Here is a 17,229-nt window from a genome sequence, read left to right as displayed (position 1 = left end):
TTCTGCTATATGCAAGGCCGTTGAGCAGACCTCCGCACGGTGTGCGTTGAGGCACGGCTTAAGGCCGGCACATCGCTAAAACGTCAGCGTTGAGTGGATGACTCTCTCCGGGTCACCCGTGTGCCTTCTTTTGCCGTGTCCACCGCCACCAACGCCGTGCGACAGGGTCTCTGCAAGATTGCGTCCCAACGTCGCTCGGCACCACCTCAGCTCCGGCTGAATGAAGAGAGTAAGACGTTGAATTATCACCAACTTGACGATCAGTTTTTGATCGATTTCGCAGCAGCTCACCCGGAGCCGCAGCCCCAAGACCCAACCCATAATGAGGTGTTCGGTCCCTACCAATTCGGCGAGAAGCGATACTTTCGCCGCTATGTTGCCGCTATCCCGCGCTGGTCGGTGCTGGTTGCCAAAGAACCGGACATCGGCAGTGACGAACCGCTCGCAGCCGATAACGAGCAAGACGCGCAAGTCTTCAATGCGGTGAGGCATCTGCCGTCGCCGGATTTACCCGAGGCCACCAAATCCCGGCAGTTCAGCGATCCGTTCTACTACGGCGACAAGGTTTTCACGTGGGTCTTCGAGCCCGGCGACCTCGCCTGGAAGCTGACGTACCGCGTAGCCTGACGTGGTGATGTCCTCGACCCGTGAAACCGCTTCATGGGTCGGGGGCTTACAGGTTGGCAGGGGTAGGTTCTCTTCTGGCACTCTGATCGATTGCCCCTTGCCAATCTCATGCGCCCTCACCACGTAGGAGGCATCCGGCAACCGCAAAAGCGACCGCCGGGCAGTCCTCCGCAAAGGCATTGAGGGCGTAGTTCGAACTGAACGCGCCATAATTGCGTCGAGGGCTCCACGCTCCCCATCGTTTCTGGTCGGTCAGTTCGACCTTTCGCTACGTCCGCGAAAGGCGATCTTTGACATGTCCGCAGGACGACGGACCGCAAAATAAGAAGAAATATCATGCTGAACGAAATGACGTTCGGCCAGCGCATCGCCGCAATCTGGCAAGAGTTGGTCGAACACCTCACCCGCCTGTCTGGCAACGATGACGAGGACGGTGACGAGTGACGCAGCTCGACTTCCCCGACAAGCCGCCCACGGGGCACACCAAGCTTCCGGCGACGATCGAGAATGTGGCTCACCTCTTGAACCACGAAGGCATCACCGTCCGCTACAATGTGATCAAGAAAAAGGATGAAATCTGCATTCCCGGTCACCAAGGGACGTCGGACAATGTGGATAATGTCACCCTGACCAGAATCGTCAGCGCGGCATCGAAGCACGGCCTCCCCACAGGTCATGTGCCAGGGTTTGTCCAGGCCGTCGCCGACCGGAACGCCTATAACCCGGTGGCCGACTGGATCAGGTCCCGCAAATGGGATGGAACGGACCGGCTCGGCGACCTCTATGCCACGGTTGTTGCGGGACCGGACTATCCTGGGGTTTTGAAAGAAATCCTAATCCGGAAATGGCTCCTTAGCGCGGTTGCTGCGGCGCTAGTCCCGACCGGCTTTCGCTGCCGGGGCGTGCTTACGCTGCAAGGAGCCCAAGGCATCGGGAAAACTTCGTGGGTCAAATCGCTGGTCACTGATGCAAGGCTCCGCGACGAAGTGGTCAAACTCGATCATCACATGGACGCGGGCAACAAGGACACCATCCTTGGTGCCATCAGTCACTGGATGGTCGAGATCGGCGAGTTGGAAAGCTCCTTCAAGAAGGACATTGCGCGGCTGAAGGGCTTTCTAACCAGTGATTCGGACCGGGTTCGTCGTCCCTACGATCGGCGGGAATCGGAATATCCTCGCCGCACGGTCTTCATGGCCACGGTGAACGATTCCAACTTCCTGACCGACACGACGGGGAACACCCGCTGGTGGGTCATCCCGGTGCAGAAGCTCGACTTTCACCACAGCATCGACATGCAGCAAGTCTTCGCTCAACTGGCTGTCGACCTCGAAAACGGGGCGCAATGGTGGCTGACCGAAGAGGAAGAAGCGACGCTGGAAGCCCTGAACGGTCGTCATCAGACGATCAGTGCCATTGCCGAGAAGCTCGCCGAGTATGTCGATCTCGACGGCTTCGACGGGCCGCGCGTCGCCTTGGTGACGGCGACCGAGATGCTGGAACTGATGGGCTATAAGCAGCCTACCAATCCACAGGCGAAAGAGTGCGCCGCCGCCTTGCGGTCGCTGCTTGGGGAATCGAAGCGGATCAAGGGCATCAACCGCTGGAAGGTGCCGCTGACCGACAATGGCGCCACCGCATGGCAACCTATCCACGTCAGGAAATCTGCCGAAATATACTGACCTGAACGTCGCCGGGTGGGGGGAGGGGTAGCATAAAATGAAAAAATGGGAGTGGATGGGACGCTGTTAACGCTCGCGACTAGCCGACCATGCTGCCCCTCCTGCCCCCCGGCTCCAGCGCCGAGGAAACGCAACGGCTGCTGATACAACTTGGGGGTGGCGGGATGCCGGATGCGCCCCTCCCGCCCCATCAGGCGCCGCTGCAGCCTCGCTGTGCTGCGAAACCCGACCGATTCAACATGGGGCCTCGCCCGCCACGGGCGGCTCTGTCCGAACTCAACCTCAACATCACTTAATCAAGGAGAACAGCTATGCCCAAGGCAAAGCTCGATAACGCTTACTGTCAGGCCGCGACCTGCGAGCCGGGACGCCGCAAGACCGACCACTGGGACAACATCATTCCGGGGTTCGTGCTCGAAGTGCGATCCGGTGGCGGCAAGACCTATGCCCTGCGCTACACCGACGATGGCGGAACGCAGCGACAACGGAAGATCGGCCGCTTCGACCTGATCACCAATGAACAGGCCCGTAAGACCGCCCGAAAGCTGCGCGCCGAAGTCGATCTCGGCGGCAATCCCCAAGCCGAGAAGAGGGAAAAGAAGGCGGTGCCGCTCTATTCCGAACTCGCCGATCAGCATCTGACCTTCGCCAAGGGGTATCAGAAACGCCCCGAGAATACCGAGCGCGTGCTGAACAGCCACATCCTGCCACGTTGGGGCAAGGTCCGGCTCGACGAGATCAAGACGCAGGATGTCGCCAAGTGGCTCGCCGAGAAACGCACGTCGGGTCTTGCTCCGGCGACGGTTGAGAAGATTAGGATCACCTTCAACCGATCGTTCGAGCTGGCGATGAAATGGCAGCTACCCGGCGTTGCTTCAAACCCGGTTAGGCATGTGCCGCGACCCAAGTATGACAACGCCCGTGAACGCTATCTGACCCCGGCGGAGGCGAAGCGGCTCAAGGAGGCTGTGGCAAAGTCAACCAATCCGCAGCTTCCCAACATTGTAAGTCTGCTCCTGCTGACCGGGGCGCGGAAGTCCGAACTGCTCAATGCAAAGTGGGAGCATGTCGACCTGGAACGACGATCTTGGCACATCCCGACTTCGAAAACCGGGAAGGCTCGACATGTCCCGCTCAGTCAGGCGGCGATCGACATTATCACCGACCTACCAAAATGGGACGGCTGCCCTTGGCTGTTGCCCCACCCGATTAGCCTGCAACCGCTGACGAACATCAAACGGGCTTGGGACGAGGCGAGGAAGGCAGCTAAGCTTCCCGATCTTCGCATCCATGACCTGCGTCACTCAGCGGCGTCGTTCATGATCAACGCGGGAATCGATCTCTATGCGGTTGGTCGCATCCTTGGCCATGCCGATCATCAAAGCACGCAGCGGTATAGCCATCTTGCCAATGACACGCTTATGAAAGCGGTTGAGGCGGGCGCCGCAGGCTGGGCGAGCTAGAACACTTACCTTACCCCGGATTTGCCTTGCGCAGGTCCGGGGTTGGGCCTTCCTATTTTTTTGGGCCGTCGTCACCGAAGCTTGTGGGACATTCGGAGGTCCGATTTCATCTCGTGATTGGGTGAAAGCACTTTCACAAGGTTAGGGCCGTCCCACAATGCCACGCCTGATTGGGTCGCGCTTGGGTCTTTGCTCGATACCGCCGCCATTATCGCAAAAGCCGTTGACAATCCTCGCTTCTTCTGCGCACGCGATTTTCCTTCGTAATGATGGGGTCACAGGTTCGAGTCCTGTAAGCGGCACCATCGCTCACCAATATCAATGACTTAGGCCTCATAGTTGTGCGGGTCCGATGGTGCGTGCGCTTTGTCTCCGGGGAGTTCGCCCGCTCGTCACCCGCTTCGTGCATAACCGCTCCTTCCGTTCGATGGCGACGCCGGATCGCGCGCCGTCAGGTTCGATCATAGGACGCGCGAGCGAGACGGAGTTGAAAAGATACTTGCGCTGGTGGCAGAGACAGTTGCCTCGCGGGGCGCAGTACTACAGGTCGTAATCCTGGCGCGGATCCGCATCATCAAGATGGGCTTCGTCGAGTTCTGCCCGCTCATCCGCAGCACCGATCGCACCGCCATCGTCGGGGCCGACCGGTGCGGCGAGGAGTTCGCGCAGCATCACCAGTTTGGCGTGCAACTCGTCGAAGGTGACGATCCGGACATCTTTCATTTGCGCCCGGAACAATTCGAAGCTGGCGCGCTTGTCGCGGTCTTCGGGCGTCGTTCCGGCGACGATCACGCAATCGACCGCATTCGCCTCGATCGCATAATATTCCGAACTCTCCTTGAGCGCCGGCAGCGATTTGATGAACTTGGCGCGCTGGTCGAGCACCTGGGTTATCGCGCCGGTCAATTTCCAATGGGGCGGCCAGACCTCGCCGCGATAGACTGCACCGATCAGGTCGGTGTCGGGCCTTTTGATCTCGACCAGGGCAGCATTCTGTGTCCGATCATTTTTGTAGAGGAAATCGGCGATCTTCTGGCCATTTCCGCCGAAGCGGATGCCGCCCACGGGGGAACTGCTGGCAACGAGGACGACCGGATAGCCGAACACCATGGACAATATAAAGGGATTGGCGTCGAGCAGTTTCTGCCAACGAGACTCGGATGCATTGGCCTTCATCAAGGCGTCGAACCGTTCGATCAGGGTATCGAGACTCACCAGTTCGATGTCGCGTTGCAGGGCAGCGAATTCGAGCGGTTCCTTTCGGGCCAATGTCTTCGCATTGGCGGAGGCTGCTTGGGCTACGCCGACCCGATCCTTGCCTTTGAGTTGTGTCTTTTGAAGATTGGGGCCCCCGAGCAACTTGTGAATCGAACCCGTCTGGTAGGGCCGTCCGCGCAGAGGAAAGCGCTCGGGGTCTAGATCATGAAGCAGCATATCGTTGGCGGCGATCGTGCGGTCTATCTTGCTCTCATTCTGATATTTGCGAGCGATCCGGCCAAAGTTCAGGCGAAGATCTTCATAGTCGTCGTAATTCAGATGGAATGTCTTGCCTTCGATATGTGTCTCGTCCGAGCCCAGGGCCAAGTAAATGATCGTGCCGATCTCGCAGATGACATTTATCAGCGGGGCGATGAGGGTGGTCACGCCGAGGCCAAAGGCGGGGTCGCGGATGAACATCGGCGGCAGCCGGTCGTCAAGAAAGGCGACCGCGTCTTCCTGCGTGTCCGGCAGCGAAAATGGCTCGGTGAGTTCGAAGCTGATCGACTGCAGGGGTGCGTATTTGCCGGTCAGAAAGCGGTCGGTCGGCCGCGTAAAAGTAGGATAGGTGACGAGTTGATCCTCTCCGACGTGAATATCAAAGAGTCGGCGGGTCGGGAGAGGATCGCTTCGTTTCAGCTTCGGATCGGCCATTCGGCTGATCGTTCGGCTCATCCGGAGATCGAACGCGATTCCGTTGCTTGTCGCAGCTGCCAATAATTCGAAGTCTGCCATGCCGCCTCTCCAAGTATCGCTTCGCTACGCTGATGTACGATGCGCGCAGGCTGAGCAACTTTACCGACATCAGCGAGCGCGCCCTTGGAGTGGGCGTCAGGATTCGGGAAATGCCACCACCTGCGAGCGCAACCATTCCTCTGTCACCGGGTCGATCGACACCATGCCGAAGTCGTTCAGGCCGTGATCCCGAGCGAAGCGTTCGATCTCGGCCTTGTCCTGACCGCAGTAAACGAGGGTGCCGCTGGCGTCGAAAACGCCCCAGTTCATGAAACGCCCCGGATTATCGGGATCGAGCGAGCCGAAAATCTGCCGGGGAACATCCCAACTGGAGAAATAGGTCGCGGTCGCACCGCCCTCTCCTTCGAACCCGGCGGAGACGATGCCAATCACATGGCCCTGCTCGTTAAACACCGGTCCACCGCTCATGCCACCCGGCCAGTTCGCGTCAATCCGTAGCATCGGCCAAGGCCGCGCACGTCGTGTGTCCGCAGGTTCGATATCGGTGATCTCGCCTACCGATGCGTAAAGATATTGATGAAAAGGTCTGTTCGGATCGTCCTTGTCCTCTCCGTCCTTCGCCTCGTCGAGGTCGGGATAGCCTATCGCCATCACGCGCTCCCCGATGGAAGGCCGCCAACTGCTCAGATTCACAGGCAAATAGGGGGTGCCGCTTTCGCTCGGCGAGGCCGGTCGAATCCGCAGCACCATCAACTCGATCAGGTTTCGGAAACTCGCGGCCTGACCGAACGGCCTATCGATCCGGAAATAGCTGAAGGAGGCGTGCATCGGCCGCCACGCGTCGCGAGGGATCGGCAGCAGCCCATATCCCTGTCCGGGGAGTTCGAGCGCGGCCAGGCGCACATTGTCCTTTAGGTGGGTCGTCGTCCCCGCGCGATCGACCTCGAAAAGATTTTCCAGCACATGGAAAGCCGTCGCGCAACGGGACCAGGGGTCGATCCGGAACGCCGTCCCGTGGCCGCTCGGCCGATCGTCGGGTTCGTTCGGATCAAAGCGTAGCAGCGGCAGGATGCGTTCGCGCAGGTACGGATCCTGTACAAGATACAGATCGCGCCGATCGGGCGTCTCGCCCGCGATATCGAAAGGGAACGGCATGGCTGGCTCCGGGATGACGACGCCCCTTACCGTATTATCTCGCCGATGGCGCGATGATCGTTCCGCCGATGCGCGCATCCGGTGTCTTGATCAGAAGTGCCGAGGACATGTCGGTTCTCCAGCCTCGCGTGGACCGAATCGAATCGCGACTCGCAAAGAAATTCGCAGTGGCCCGCGTTGCTTCACACGACCGGCAAGAAGTGCGACATTCCGAAACTGTGAACCGGTTGTCCGGCAGATGCGTCGATGGTTCATCTGGATTAGTAGCGCAAGCGGAAGCGATTCCCGATGCTATGGTGGTGAATATGTGAAGGCGTTGCTTGTTGGGGGCGGCGATCACGTCTGTTTAAGAGGTCTGGATTGGCACAGGAGAATAGCTTTCTAGGGGCCGTAGCATCGAGCGCGGGGGATGATTTCCACGAACAATGGGTTGCGCGCGAACTTCTGCGATTGCTCGATCCGGATGGGGAAACCGCGTCGATCCTCGTCGAAAATGTGCCCGACGACGCCGCACATGCTGATCTTGGCGAGCATGCGCAGGCAGTCGATGTCACGCTGACGCTGGAGAAGGATGGCGTTCAGTCCTTTCGCTACCTTCAGCTCAAATATTCGCCGTCGCATCCCGAAAAGGCGTGGACCTGGGCGCGACTGACGACGCCCAAGGCAAAAACAAAAAAATACAGCAGCGTGCTCGGCAAACTCGCAGGGTTGATGCGCGGGGTATCGTTCAAGGGTGACTTCGCGATCGTCACGAACCAGCCGCTCGACGAGGATGTCGCCAATGACATCGAGGCGTTGCTCGCTCTTGGCGATCGACTGCCGAGCGATCCGCCCGAAACGGCGACGCTGCTGATGAAGCAGTTGGGGCTCAAGGGCGATGAACTTCTCCGCTTCCTTCGCGCTTGGGATTTGAGCGCCTTCAACTCGGTTTCACGGCTCCAACTTCATACGGAGGTCGTGCGGCGTCTTGCGGACTCGACCGATGCCGATGCGCGCGAAGACGCGCGAAGGCTGCAACACAACATCAAGCAACTGATGCTGCCCGAGGGCCAGCATATGGGTGCGCTCACGCGCGAGTCCATATTGCTCTGGCTGGGAGCAGGCGCGAAAGAAATCTTCTTCCCGGCACCCTCGGCCATCTCTCCCCCAAATCCGCTCCTCACCCGGTCCATCGCCGCCGTTCTCGCCGGGCGATTGAAAGAACCGCTCGCCAAACCCCTGCGGATCAGGGCGGACGGTGGATGCGGGAAGACCGGCCTTATCAGCACGCTCGATCGCCTGCTGCCGGAGGGGTCGGAGATTCTCCTCTATGATTGCTATGGCGGCGGACTTTTTCTCGCGTCGGACCAGAGGCGGCATCTTCCCGAACATGCCTTCACCCAACTCGGTAACGAACTTGCCGCACGGCTTTGCACTCCCTTTGTGATCCGGCGTCATGAGAGCCTCAGCGCCTTTTCGGCGTTTCGCCGGCGAGTGGCAGCCGCAAGCGAGATCATCGCGGCGCGCGGCCCCGACGCGCTGCTGGTCCTCGCCTTCGATGCTGTCGACAATGCGCGAATCGGAGCAAAGCATTGGGTCGAGCCCTGCTTTCTCGACGATCTCGCCGCGGCATCGGTCTGGCCTGACAACGTCCGGATCGTGGTCAGTTGTCGCAACGCACGTCTCGATGACGTCGGGGCCGCCGACCTCTACGACGACTTTCCGGTTTTGCCGCTCGATAAAATGGAATCGGCAGATCTGGTCGCGCTATGGCAGCCGCAATGGTCGCCGCAGAGTGGAGCGATTCTTTATGACCTGACAGGCGGTAATCCTCGCCGGCTCGTCTATGCCGTGGAGGGCCTCGGCGACAAAGAAGAAGACCTTGCGGTTGCACGGCTGCTGCCGCGGGCGACCGGGATCGACCCGCTCTTCGCCAAGCGCGTCGAGGAAGCGGGTGTACGGGTCGGCGGTCCGACGCGTATCTGGCCGATGCTGAGCGCGCTCGCACGGCTACCGCGCCCCGTCCCCGCCCACATCCTCGCGGCGATCGCCGGACTCAACACCGCTGATGTGCGGGACATCGCCAACGATATTGGCGGGATCGTCTCACATCCGAGCGGCTGGTCGTTTGCCGACGAAGATTTCGAGGCGTTCGTCGATGAGCGCGCGAAGGACAGCGCTTCTGCGCTCCTCCGTCGGGCAAGTGAGATTCTTGCCGCCCGCGCCGAGAGCGACGCCTATGCGGCGCTGGCGCTCGGCGAAGTGCTCGTCAGTGCCGGAAAGCTCGACGACCTCTATGCACTGGTGACGGGCCAGGCGCCGATGCCGCCCGATGTCTCCGCCGCAGAAGGCGAATTTATCCGCTCACGACGGCTCGCGCTTGCGCTCCGGGCGTGCCAGCGTGCCGCCGACATCGGCATGGCGTGCAACTTGCTCATCGCCTCCGCCGAAGCGACCAAGCGGCAAAAAATCATGGACGACCTGATTGTCGACAATCTCGACCTGTCGGTTCGCTTCGAACCCGATGCTGCGATGCGTCTCGTCCTGACCGGCCGCCGTTACCGCAAGCACGTCGCACGCTATCGCGTCGAACGCGCCGCGGCGCTCTCCGAAACCGATCCAGCCGCAGCGCGCGGCGACTATCGCTGGTGGCAGGAACATCTGCGCGACGCCGCTTTGTCGGACGACGCCAAGTTCGATATTCTCTCGTCCGATATCGTTGCCGACGTCTTCACGCATGCGACGATCGCTGGCGATGCTGCAGCAATGGACCGTATCCAGCAATGGACACCGCTTGAAAGTCTTGCCCCGGTTTTCCAGCGGCTCGCGCAGGGCGCCGCCGGGCGCCGGCCCGAGCCGCTGCGCGAGGCGATCATCGCCCGAGACTGGCCGCCCTGTGCGCTCGCGCCACTGGTCGCTGCCGCGCTGCTTGCCGGCGAGACTTTTGCGGATCAGATCCTGCGCGGCGCGCTCGACCGCCTTGCAAGCGCAACAGCGGAGCAATGGTCCAAGCCCGTCGATCATCATGCGAGCCAATCGCCACCGCTGAGTTGGCACGAAGCCCTGCTATTCCTGTGCGAGCGCGCCGCTGCGGATCCTGCGCTCCGCACAGCGGTCGGGACGATTCTGGCGCGCGCCTTCCCGATGCCGGTTCTCGCGGAAACCCATGACCTGTTCCAACTCCGCACCGCTGGCGCGCTGCGCGTCAGGGTGATGGCGCTTACCGAACTTATCGACGGCGAAGCCATCATCTTGCAGGATATCCTGCCGCCGCCGCGTCCGATTCCGCGGGATCCACGTCCGGCAGCCGGGCGAAGGGCGGCATGGAGCGCTCCTCGGCAGGAGAGATCGCCAGAGGAATATTGGAACGAGACGCGCGCGACGACCCTCAACGTGTTCGGTACCATGTTGGCGGCCGCGCGGGTCACGCGCGACCTGTTTATCGGTACAATCAGCCCCGCCGAGGCGGCTGAGCGATTTCCGGAAGCGATCAGCTATGCCCCCGATCACGACTCGCGACCGCGGGAGTCCGGTGCCACCACCCTCTTGGTGCGCAGCTATCTCTTCCACGCCGGTCTTGCGGGCGCGGACCTCGCCGGGTTGCGTGCCGGGGCCAAGTCCTCACTAAAATCCTGGCACGCAGCGAACGACAAGACGATGCTCGAGATGGCGTCGGCGCTGGTGCTGCTGCGCGCCGGACATGACGCAGCGCTGGCATGGCTTGTCGAACTCGCGCAGGAGTTCGAAACCGACGCCGGCGCCGCGTCCGAACGCGCCAAATTGCTCGCGCAGTGCGCGCGCGTGGCGCTGCCGCTCGACCCCGCGCTTGCGGCCGGATTCTTCGCTTCCGCCCTTGCCCGCACAGCCGGGGTCGATTTTGAGGCGATCGCCGAAATGGCCGCGTGCCGCGCCATCGCTGAGGCCGGACTTGGCGGAACGCGTTCCGAGCGTGCCGACCTGGCAAAGCGTATCGGCGATGCCGCGGGCGCGGTCGCCGCCACCCTCGAACTGGGAGGCGATTTTTCTTGGCAGGGTGCCGCCTGCGCGATCGCGGCGGGGGATCTTCCAACGGGTCTTGCTGCGATCAGCCGCTGGCATGAACTCGGTGTTGCCCGCTACGAAATCACCATTCCGGAGTTCCTTACCGCGCCGGCTGCGCGGCGGCTGACCCCAGCGCAGCGCTATGCGATTTCGCTCTTGAGCGATGAAAGCCGTCCGTCGCTGTCGCAAATGGTCTACGGCGAGCCGGTTCCCGAACCCGTGATCGCTGCCGAAAGCCGATCTCGCCTGCTTTCGGGCGACTTCAACAGCTTTGCCGATGCGCTGAATGATATCGCCAACATTGCCGACATCCGAACCAGTCCGGCGCTTGCCGAAGCCGAAGCGCAGCGCCGGGCGCTCCTCGCTCTCGGTTCCGAGGATCGCGAGGCCAGCGAGCAGGATGATGATGATGATGATGATGATGCGTCCGCGGCGCCACAGGCCCCGCTGACCAGTCGGGAGGGCATTGCGGCAGCGTTGGACGCTGCACGATCGGCGGAGCATGGTATCAGCAAATATGCGTTCCAGAAGATCGCTGCGCGGGTCATGTCGCGCAACCTTCGCGTTGCCTTCCTCGACCTCGCGCTGGCGGCAGCGGGAGAAAAGGGTGACTTTGGTCAAGTTTTGCCCGACCTCCTGAGGGAGTGGTCCGATTACCCTCCGGTCAAGCTTTGGGCGGGCGAACGCATCGGTGGCTATGTCGCGCTCGCGCTTCGCGACCTCTTCGAGTGGCGATATGAAGAAACAGGGCCACTCGAGGCGCTGCTCGAATCGACGGGATTACCGTCTGACGCACAGGCGATTATCGTTCTTGAGGCGATTGCCTATCATGCCGAGACCATCTCGGCCGAACTTCTATTCGCTTTGGTCGGCGTGATCGCTGCGCGAGCCGCTCCGGAGGATCGCAACGCGCTGCTCGATACTCTTATCAAGCGGGTGACGGACCGCGCCGGACAACCACCAGCGGTAAGTTTCGTCGGTGTCGACATTCTCGACAACCGTGACCAGTCGGTCGCGCGCCTCCTCTTTGCGGCGATGGCGGACGTCGATAAGCGGATACGATGGCGCGCGTCGCACGCTGCATTATTACTCGTCGAAATCGGGGATCCGGCGACCGAGTATCTTGTTCGCCAACTTGCTGTCACCGACGAGCGGGACTTTGTCGGGGCGGATTTCTATCTCTATGCCGCGCGTGAGCAATTGATGACGGTGCTATGGCGCGCGAGCCAGTCGGTGCCGGCCTCCGTAGCGCGCTTCGTCCCTGAGATTCTCGCCTGCCTGAGATCCGACCCGCATCTCATTGTTCGCGAACTGGGCAAGGCGATCTTGCTCGACCTCGAAGCGAATAAGGCGATTTCGCTGTCGCCGGTCGACAGCGACTATGTTCGCAAACTCAACCGGAGCCAGTTCGCACCGGTGGTTGGCAAAGATCGTTCGCTGAGGGCGGCCGCTTTCCATGAAGAGGAGAAGAAACGGCCCTTCCATTTTGATACGATGGATACGATCCGTTACTGGTATCAGGCGCCGGCCGCCTTGTTCGATATCGATATGGAAAGCTTCCTCGACCGCATCGAGGGGTGGATCCACGGGCGCTGGGGCTATGGCGAAGAGACGACCCATTGGATCAAAGAGCCGAGGCTGCCACGTATCGAGACCGAACAGCGTCACGTCTCGAACCGTCATGGTGCGCGCCCGATGGTCGAGCGGCTTACCCATTATCTCGAGTGGAACGGGATGATGTGCGCACTTGGCGAATTGATCGAGACGCATCCGCTCGCCAAGCCGGGGCGCTATGGTAACAGCTTTGCAGATTGGCTGGGCGACAGGATGCCGACGATCGGGCCAGCATGGTTGAGCGATCTTCGGACACCGGCGCCGTTCGAAGCCCGTTTTTGGGGACACCCTCCTACCGATGACGTCGAAGAACCCGATCCCGAGACGCTGCACCGGAGAAAGGGAGCGGCGCCACCTCATGATCCATGGATTTTCTCGGTAAAGTCCGAGGTCTTCGATGCCGAAATCGACCTAGACGATAGCGACCTCGTCATTGCGGCCGACTTTAGTCTGCGCTGGGGCGACAGGACGCAGGCGGTCGATGTCCGCAGTTCGCTCGTGACGCCCGAGACAGCCCTTGCGCTCGGTCAAGCGCTGCTGACTGCGCGCGATCGCATGGATTTTCTGGTCCCTGGTACAGGTGACGATCATACATTCAACGAACCCGGGTTCGAACTTGAAGGATGGCTCCGCTACACCGAACGCGAGACGCGGTCGGATCATTGCGACATGCTGCGCGGTGCCGTGTCGGGGGTGCCCATTCGCCCCGAAGGCCGGTGCATCGATTCGATGAACCTCCAGTTCGACGCCCGTGATAGGCGCTGGCGCGCTTCAGGAAATCAAACTGCAATCTCACTTGCCATGTGGGGAGACGAGGAGGGGCACAGAGGCGCGGGATGGCGTGCGACCGCGCCTCGCGCATTTTTGCGGAAACTTCTTACGGAAGCGAACAAAAGCCTTCTGATCTATGTGGAAATTGCGCGGCGGCGAAGGCACGAAGAGGGTGGAGACACCCGCTGGGCCCTTTATGTGCTCGACCAACATGACCATCTGCACCGCATCGAACGCGTCAAGCGGGGTCTCGGACCTTTGCTCATCAAACGTGAGAGAATGAGAAACAGCGTCGATACGCTCGGACGGTGGCTTCTCCATCGCGCGGCGGAACTCGACGGCAAGCGCGCGCGTGCGACGCCTGATGAAGCGGAGAGGCTCGAAGTCGAGATTTCACGGATATGCAGCCGTTTTCGCGAAATCCATAGATGGGGTGAGTGACATCCGTGGACGTTGCCATAGATCACACGGCGTGGAGGGCGACCTGCGGGGCCCGGGCATCTTGGTGGGCATCTGAAATGCGTGACGGGACTCGAACCACTCAATCAAAAAAAGTCGAGGGCACTTTCCGGGGCATCTTCAAAATTTGCTCAATTTTCTCTTTTTGTATCAATCCACTAGTGAAGAAACTCGATGTCTCTTCTGACCATTTGCAGGCGGATCATCTTTTTCGGTCCGAACGCCGATCTGAAGGGTGCGGATACTAACCAGGCCGACGGGTCGGTGCGATATACGCCAGCGGCTGGGCGTTGCCGGCGATCTCGAAACCCTGAATGGTCCAGTAGCCGGCCCCTTGCATCGCGATGCGGCTGACATCGCTGACGAGTTTGGCATATTCATTGCCGAAGGGACGGAAGATGATCGGCTGGGCCGCGGTGCCGTCGCGCGTGATCCGGACGAGGCTTGCCTCGGTGCGTCCGGAATAGGGCGAATCCATTTTGCTGTTTCGATACTCGCCGCCGCGCACGAAGATCGTTAGCCCGGGATTCACGGTCTGCAGCGTCTTGCGGTGCGTCCGGAAGGGGCTGGTCGCCGTGCCGGCATTGCTGTCGGTGCCGCCTGGCGCGACATAGATGCCTGCGGGGTCGGCAGCGCCCGCGCCGACGGTCACGGTGAAGCTGCGGTTCCGGCCTTGCGTACCGCTACTGGCCATGGCGCTGACCGCGACAGCGCGCGGGCCTCACCGCCAGCTACGGGTGCGGTCGCCGCGATCGTCACCGGTGGCGACTTGCTCTTGCCGCCACCGCCGCATGCGGAAAGTGCCTTCGTCGAGGCGAGCATGGCCGGTGTCGGAATTCCCCAGTTCCGTGTCATGCGTCTCGCCTGTTTTGCCCCGTAGCGTTGTTATTTCCTTTCAGCTGGCGGACTTGATACCTCGACGTCGAAGCGCCATTCGAACGCCTCCCCGGGCGCGAGCGTGACGACGCCGTCACCTGTCGCGAGCGCATCTTGTTTTCCCCACCAGGGTTCGGGGCTGAAAAAGCCCTTCTCGAGATCGCCCCACATGTTGAAGCCGACCGGATCGCCGGTCGCGGCCTTGCTCCCGCGATGTTCGACCCCGATCGACAAGCCGTCGCCGAAGTCGAGGCGCGCCGCTGCAGGCTGGCCGTAGCCCGCGAGAGGAACCGCGGGGCCGGTCGCGAACGGCGCGAGAGGCGCGCCTGCCAGCGGCGCCATCGGTTCGGCCCTGCCGGTCGGCCGCGCCTGCGCGTCGAGGAAAAGGCGCCGTGTTGCCGCGCTCGTCAACGTGGCGCCCGAGGAAGGCAGTGCGAAGGCGATATGGTTGCCGAGCGAGAAGGGCATCGGATCCTTGTTGTCCGGCGCCGCGCGAATGCGATGTTCGACCGATAGCACCCGGCCGCGCAGGACGTAGCGAAGCTGGAAGCGGAAGCCGAAGGGATAGAGGTTGCGCGTATTGGCGCTGTCGACGAGTTCGAGCGTCACGCTCGCTTCCGAGTCATCGCGCTTTGTGTCGACAACGCGCCACGGCAGGTCGCGCGCGAAGCCGTGGACCGGCATGTCATAGGTCTTGCCCTGCCACAGCCAGCCGCGCCGTGGTTTTTGTCCGGGCGTATCGGGCAGGTATGTACGACCGGTTGCCGGCCACAGGATGGGCGCCTTGCCCTCGAAACCGTCGGCCGCGCAGAAATTGGCGCCGCGATACAGAAGCTCGCGCGAAGGCGCTGCCTCGCGAAGTCGGAGCGACACCATTTCGCCGCCGGCACCTGGGGCAATCGTCGCGGCGAGCGGGCTGCCGGCGCTTTCCAGCGTTAGCAGGTCCGCCGGCGCCTTTTCGGGACAGCCGGCCGGCGCGTCCTGCGCGGCGCTTCCGGCCGATTGCGCCAAGGCCAGGGTAGCGAAGAGCAGGATGCGGTGGAGACACGCCATGCGGCAGGCCCTCAATCCTCGTCCTGCTCCCTCGCCGTTTCCTTGCCCTTTGCGGCGCGGCGCTTTTCCTTGCGCGCGGCCTTCTTGTCATTTTCTTCGCCGCGCCCGAGCCGAGGCTTGGCGGCGCCGATCGAGGCGAGCCATCCGTCGACCTGCTGGCGCATCGTCGCGGCGCGCTTCGGATCGCTGGTCGCCAGATCCTTGTTTTCGCCGGGATCGGCGGCGAGGTTGAACAATTCGTCCTTCTTCGACGGGTCATAGTTGCGCACAAGTTTCCAGTCGCCGACGCGCACCGCTCCCGCGGCGGTGTCGCCGGTCTGGTTGGGGCGCGGACGCGGGCTGTACCAATAGGTCACGCGCGCCGGGTCGCCCTTGCCGCCTGCGAGCAGCGGCAGATAGGGCACGCCATCGACGTGCGACTTGGGTTGCAGCGCCGCACCGGCCATCTCGAGCCATGAGGGATAATGGTCGGTGTTGTTGACGAAGGCCGCGCTGTGGCTGCCCGGCCTGGTGTGGCCGGGCCACAGCACGATCATCGGTACGCGCGTGCCGCCGTCATAGACATGGCCCTTGCCCGCGCGCAGCGGCAGGTTGCTGGTCGCGACCTCGCGGTTGCCGCCGACGCCGCGGTTGCTGAGCCCGCCATGGTCGGACGTGAAGACGATGACCGTATTGTCGGCGATGCCCATCCGGCCCAGCGCCGCGCGGAGCTTGGCGACGCTATCGTCCATGCTGGCAATCATCGCGGCATAGGTGACATTGTCCTGATATTTCTTGGTCTCGCCGTCGCGTGCCAGATAGGCGTCGGCTTTCGCGCCGCCCATCGCCGCCAGCTTCTTGGCGAATTTGGCGCGATATTCGGCCTTGGCCTGAAGCGGCGTGTGCACCGCATAATGCGACAGATAGGCAAAGAAGGGCTGGCCGGGCTTGGCTTTCCGATGCGCCTCGATCAGGCGGATCGTCTCGTCGGTCAACCGGTCGGTCAGATATTCGCCGGGCTGGCCGGTTTCGAGCCCCGGGCCCATCGTGCGGCCCTTTTCGGCGCTATAAGGAAAGAAGTGCGATCCCGTCGCGCCCGTCGAGCCGCCACCGATGTTGACGTCGAAACCCTGCGCCTCGGGCATCGCGTCGGGCGTCTTGCCGAGGTGCCATTTGCCGACGAAGAAGGTCGCATAGCCCGCGGCGTGCAACGCCTCGGCGATGGTATATTCGGACGCGGCCATCACCTCGCCGCCGCTGCCGCCGGGGATTTGCGCGCGCGCTGGGTTGCGGCCCGTCATGAGCGCATAGCGCGAGGGCGTGCAGCGCGGATAGGCGACATAGGCGTTGTCGAATCGCATGCCGTCGCGCGCGAGCTGGTCGATCGCCGGCGTCTCGTAGAAATCGGACCCGGCATAGCTGACGTCGCGCGCGCCAAGGTCGTCCATCAGGATGACGAGGATATTGGGGCGCTGCTCCGCGGGCTTCGCGGCCGGGGCTGGCTCGGCGGTCGCGGCGGGGATCGTCGCGGCGGCGCAGGCACCGAGCAACGCAATGGCGGCGGCCGAGCAGAGCAT

The 17,229-nt window shown here is 62.0% G+C and carries 9 protein-coding genes and 1 tRNA gene; 5 read left to right on the top strand and 5 right to left on the bottom strand.

Annotated elements, in window-relative coordinates; all coding sequences use genetic code 11:
- Window positions 1–135 precede the first annotated feature (135 nt).
- From ATE62_RS08685 to ATE62_RS23240, 4 genes are all read left to right on the top strand, one after another.
- Window positions 136–627 (top strand): hypothetical protein, encoded by a 492-nt coding sequence (locus ATE62_RS08685; RefSeq protein ID WP_197411635.1) that lies wholly within the window; start codon window positions 136–138, stop codon window positions 625–627.
- A 440-nt stretch (window positions 628–1,067) separates the two neighbouring features.
- Window positions 1,068–2,309, top strand: a complete 1,242-nt coding sequence (locus tag ATE62_RS08680) for a VapE domain-containing protein (protein ID WP_058807480.1) — start codon at window positions 1,068–1,070, stop codon at window positions 2,307–2,309.
- Between the two features lie 311 nt (window positions 2,310–2,620).
- A complete protein-coding gene (locus tag ATE62_RS08675) occupies window positions 2,621–3,772 on the top strand; it encodes a site-specific integrase (RefSeq protein ID WP_058807481.1) in 1,152 nt (383 codons plus the stop codon).
- A gap of 201 nt (window positions 3,773–3,973) precedes the next feature.
- A tRNA-Thr gene (locus ATE62_RS23240) sits at window positions 3,974–4,077 on the top strand.
- Window positions 4,078–4,312: 235 nt separating this feature from the next.
- On the opposite strand, the gene ATE62_RS08670 is transcribed toward ATE62_RS23240, so the two are convergent.
- Window positions 4,313–5,764, bottom strand: coding sequence for a Shedu immune nuclease family protein (locus ATE62_RS08670; RefSeq protein WP_082662693.1), 1,452 nt, complete (start codon window positions 5,762–5,764; stop codon window positions 4,313–4,315).
- A 96-nt stretch (window positions 5,765–5,860) separates the two neighbouring features.
- Window positions 5,861–6,880: a S1 family peptidase gene (locus ATE62_RS08665; RefSeq protein ID WP_058807483.1), complete on the bottom strand. Its 1,020-nt coding sequence runs from the start codon at window positions 6,878–6,880 to the stop codon at window positions 5,861–5,863.
- 450 nt (window positions 6,881–7,330) lie between these two features.
- Between ATE62_RS08665 and ATE62_RS08660 the strand changes: the two genes are divergently transcribed.
- Window positions 7,331–13,726 carry a hypothetical protein gene (locus ATE62_RS08660; protein WP_058807484.1) on the top strand — a complete coding sequence of 2,132 codons (6,396 nt, stop codon included), beginning with the start codon at window positions 7,331–7,333 and terminating at the stop codon, window positions 13,724–13,726.
- A 262-nt stretch (window positions 13,727–13,988) separates the two neighbouring features.
- On the opposite strand, the gene ATE62_RS08655 is transcribed toward ATE62_RS08660, so the two are convergent.
- The 3 genes from ATE62_RS08655 to ATE62_RS08645 all read right to left on the bottom strand — a co-directional run bounded on the left by ATE62_RS08655 (window position 13,989) and on the right by ATE62_RS08645 (window position 17,229).
- Window positions 13,989–14,438, bottom strand: a complete 450-nt coding sequence (locus ATE62_RS08655; RefSeq protein ID WP_156420488.1) for a DUF1565 domain-containing protein — start codon at window positions 14,436–14,438, stop codon at window positions 13,989–13,991.
- 191 nt (window positions 14,439–14,629) lie between these two features.
- Window positions 14,630–15,673 carry an aldose 1-epimerase gene (locus tag ATE62_RS08650; RefSeq protein WP_058807486.1) on the bottom strand — a complete coding sequence of 348 codons (1,044 nt, stop codon included), beginning with the start codon at window positions 15,671–15,673 and terminating at the stop codon, window positions 14,630–14,632.
- An 11-nt stretch (window positions 15,674–15,684) separates the two neighbouring features.
- Window positions 15,685–17,229, bottom strand: a complete 1,545-nt coding sequence (locus ATE62_RS08645) for a sulfatase (protein ID WP_058807487.1) — start codon at window positions 17,227–17,229, stop codon at window positions 15,685–15,687.

The organism is Sphingopyxis sp. HIX, from assembly GCF_001468285.1.
In the GTDB taxonomy this organism is placed as follows: domain Bacteria; phylum Pseudomonadota; class Alphaproteobacteria; order Sphingomonadales; family Sphingomonadaceae; genus Sphingopyxis.
The sequence above is the reverse complement of the archived record's forward strand: the minus strand, read 5'-3'. Positions and strand labels throughout refer to the sequence as shown.

Coding starts and splice junctions, on each gene's coding strand:
- ATE62_RS08665 (WP_058807483.1), bottom strand. CDS start 6,880: ATGCCGTTCCCTTTCGATATCGCGGGCGAGACGCCCGATCGGCGCGAT.
- ATE62_RS08670 (WP_082662693.1), bottom strand. CDS start 5,764: ATGGCAGACTTCGAATTATTGGCAGCTGCGACAAGCAACGGAATCGCG.
- ATE62_RS08645 (WP_058807487.1), bottom strand. CDS start 17,229: ATGCTCTGCTCGGCCGCCGCCATTGCGTTGCTCGGTGCCTGCGCCGCC.
- ATE62_RS08650 (WP_058807486.1), bottom strand. CDS start 15,673: ATGGCGTGTCTCCACCGCATCCTGCTCTTCGCTACCCTGGCCTTGGCG.
- ATE62_RS08675 (WP_058807481.1), top strand. CDS start 2,621: ATGCCCAAGGCAAAGCTCGATAACGCTTACTGTCAGGCCGCGACCTGC.
- ATE62_RS08655 (WP_156420488.1), bottom strand. CDS start 14,438: ATGGCCAGTAGCGGTACGCAAGGCCGGAACCGCAGCTTCACCGTGACC.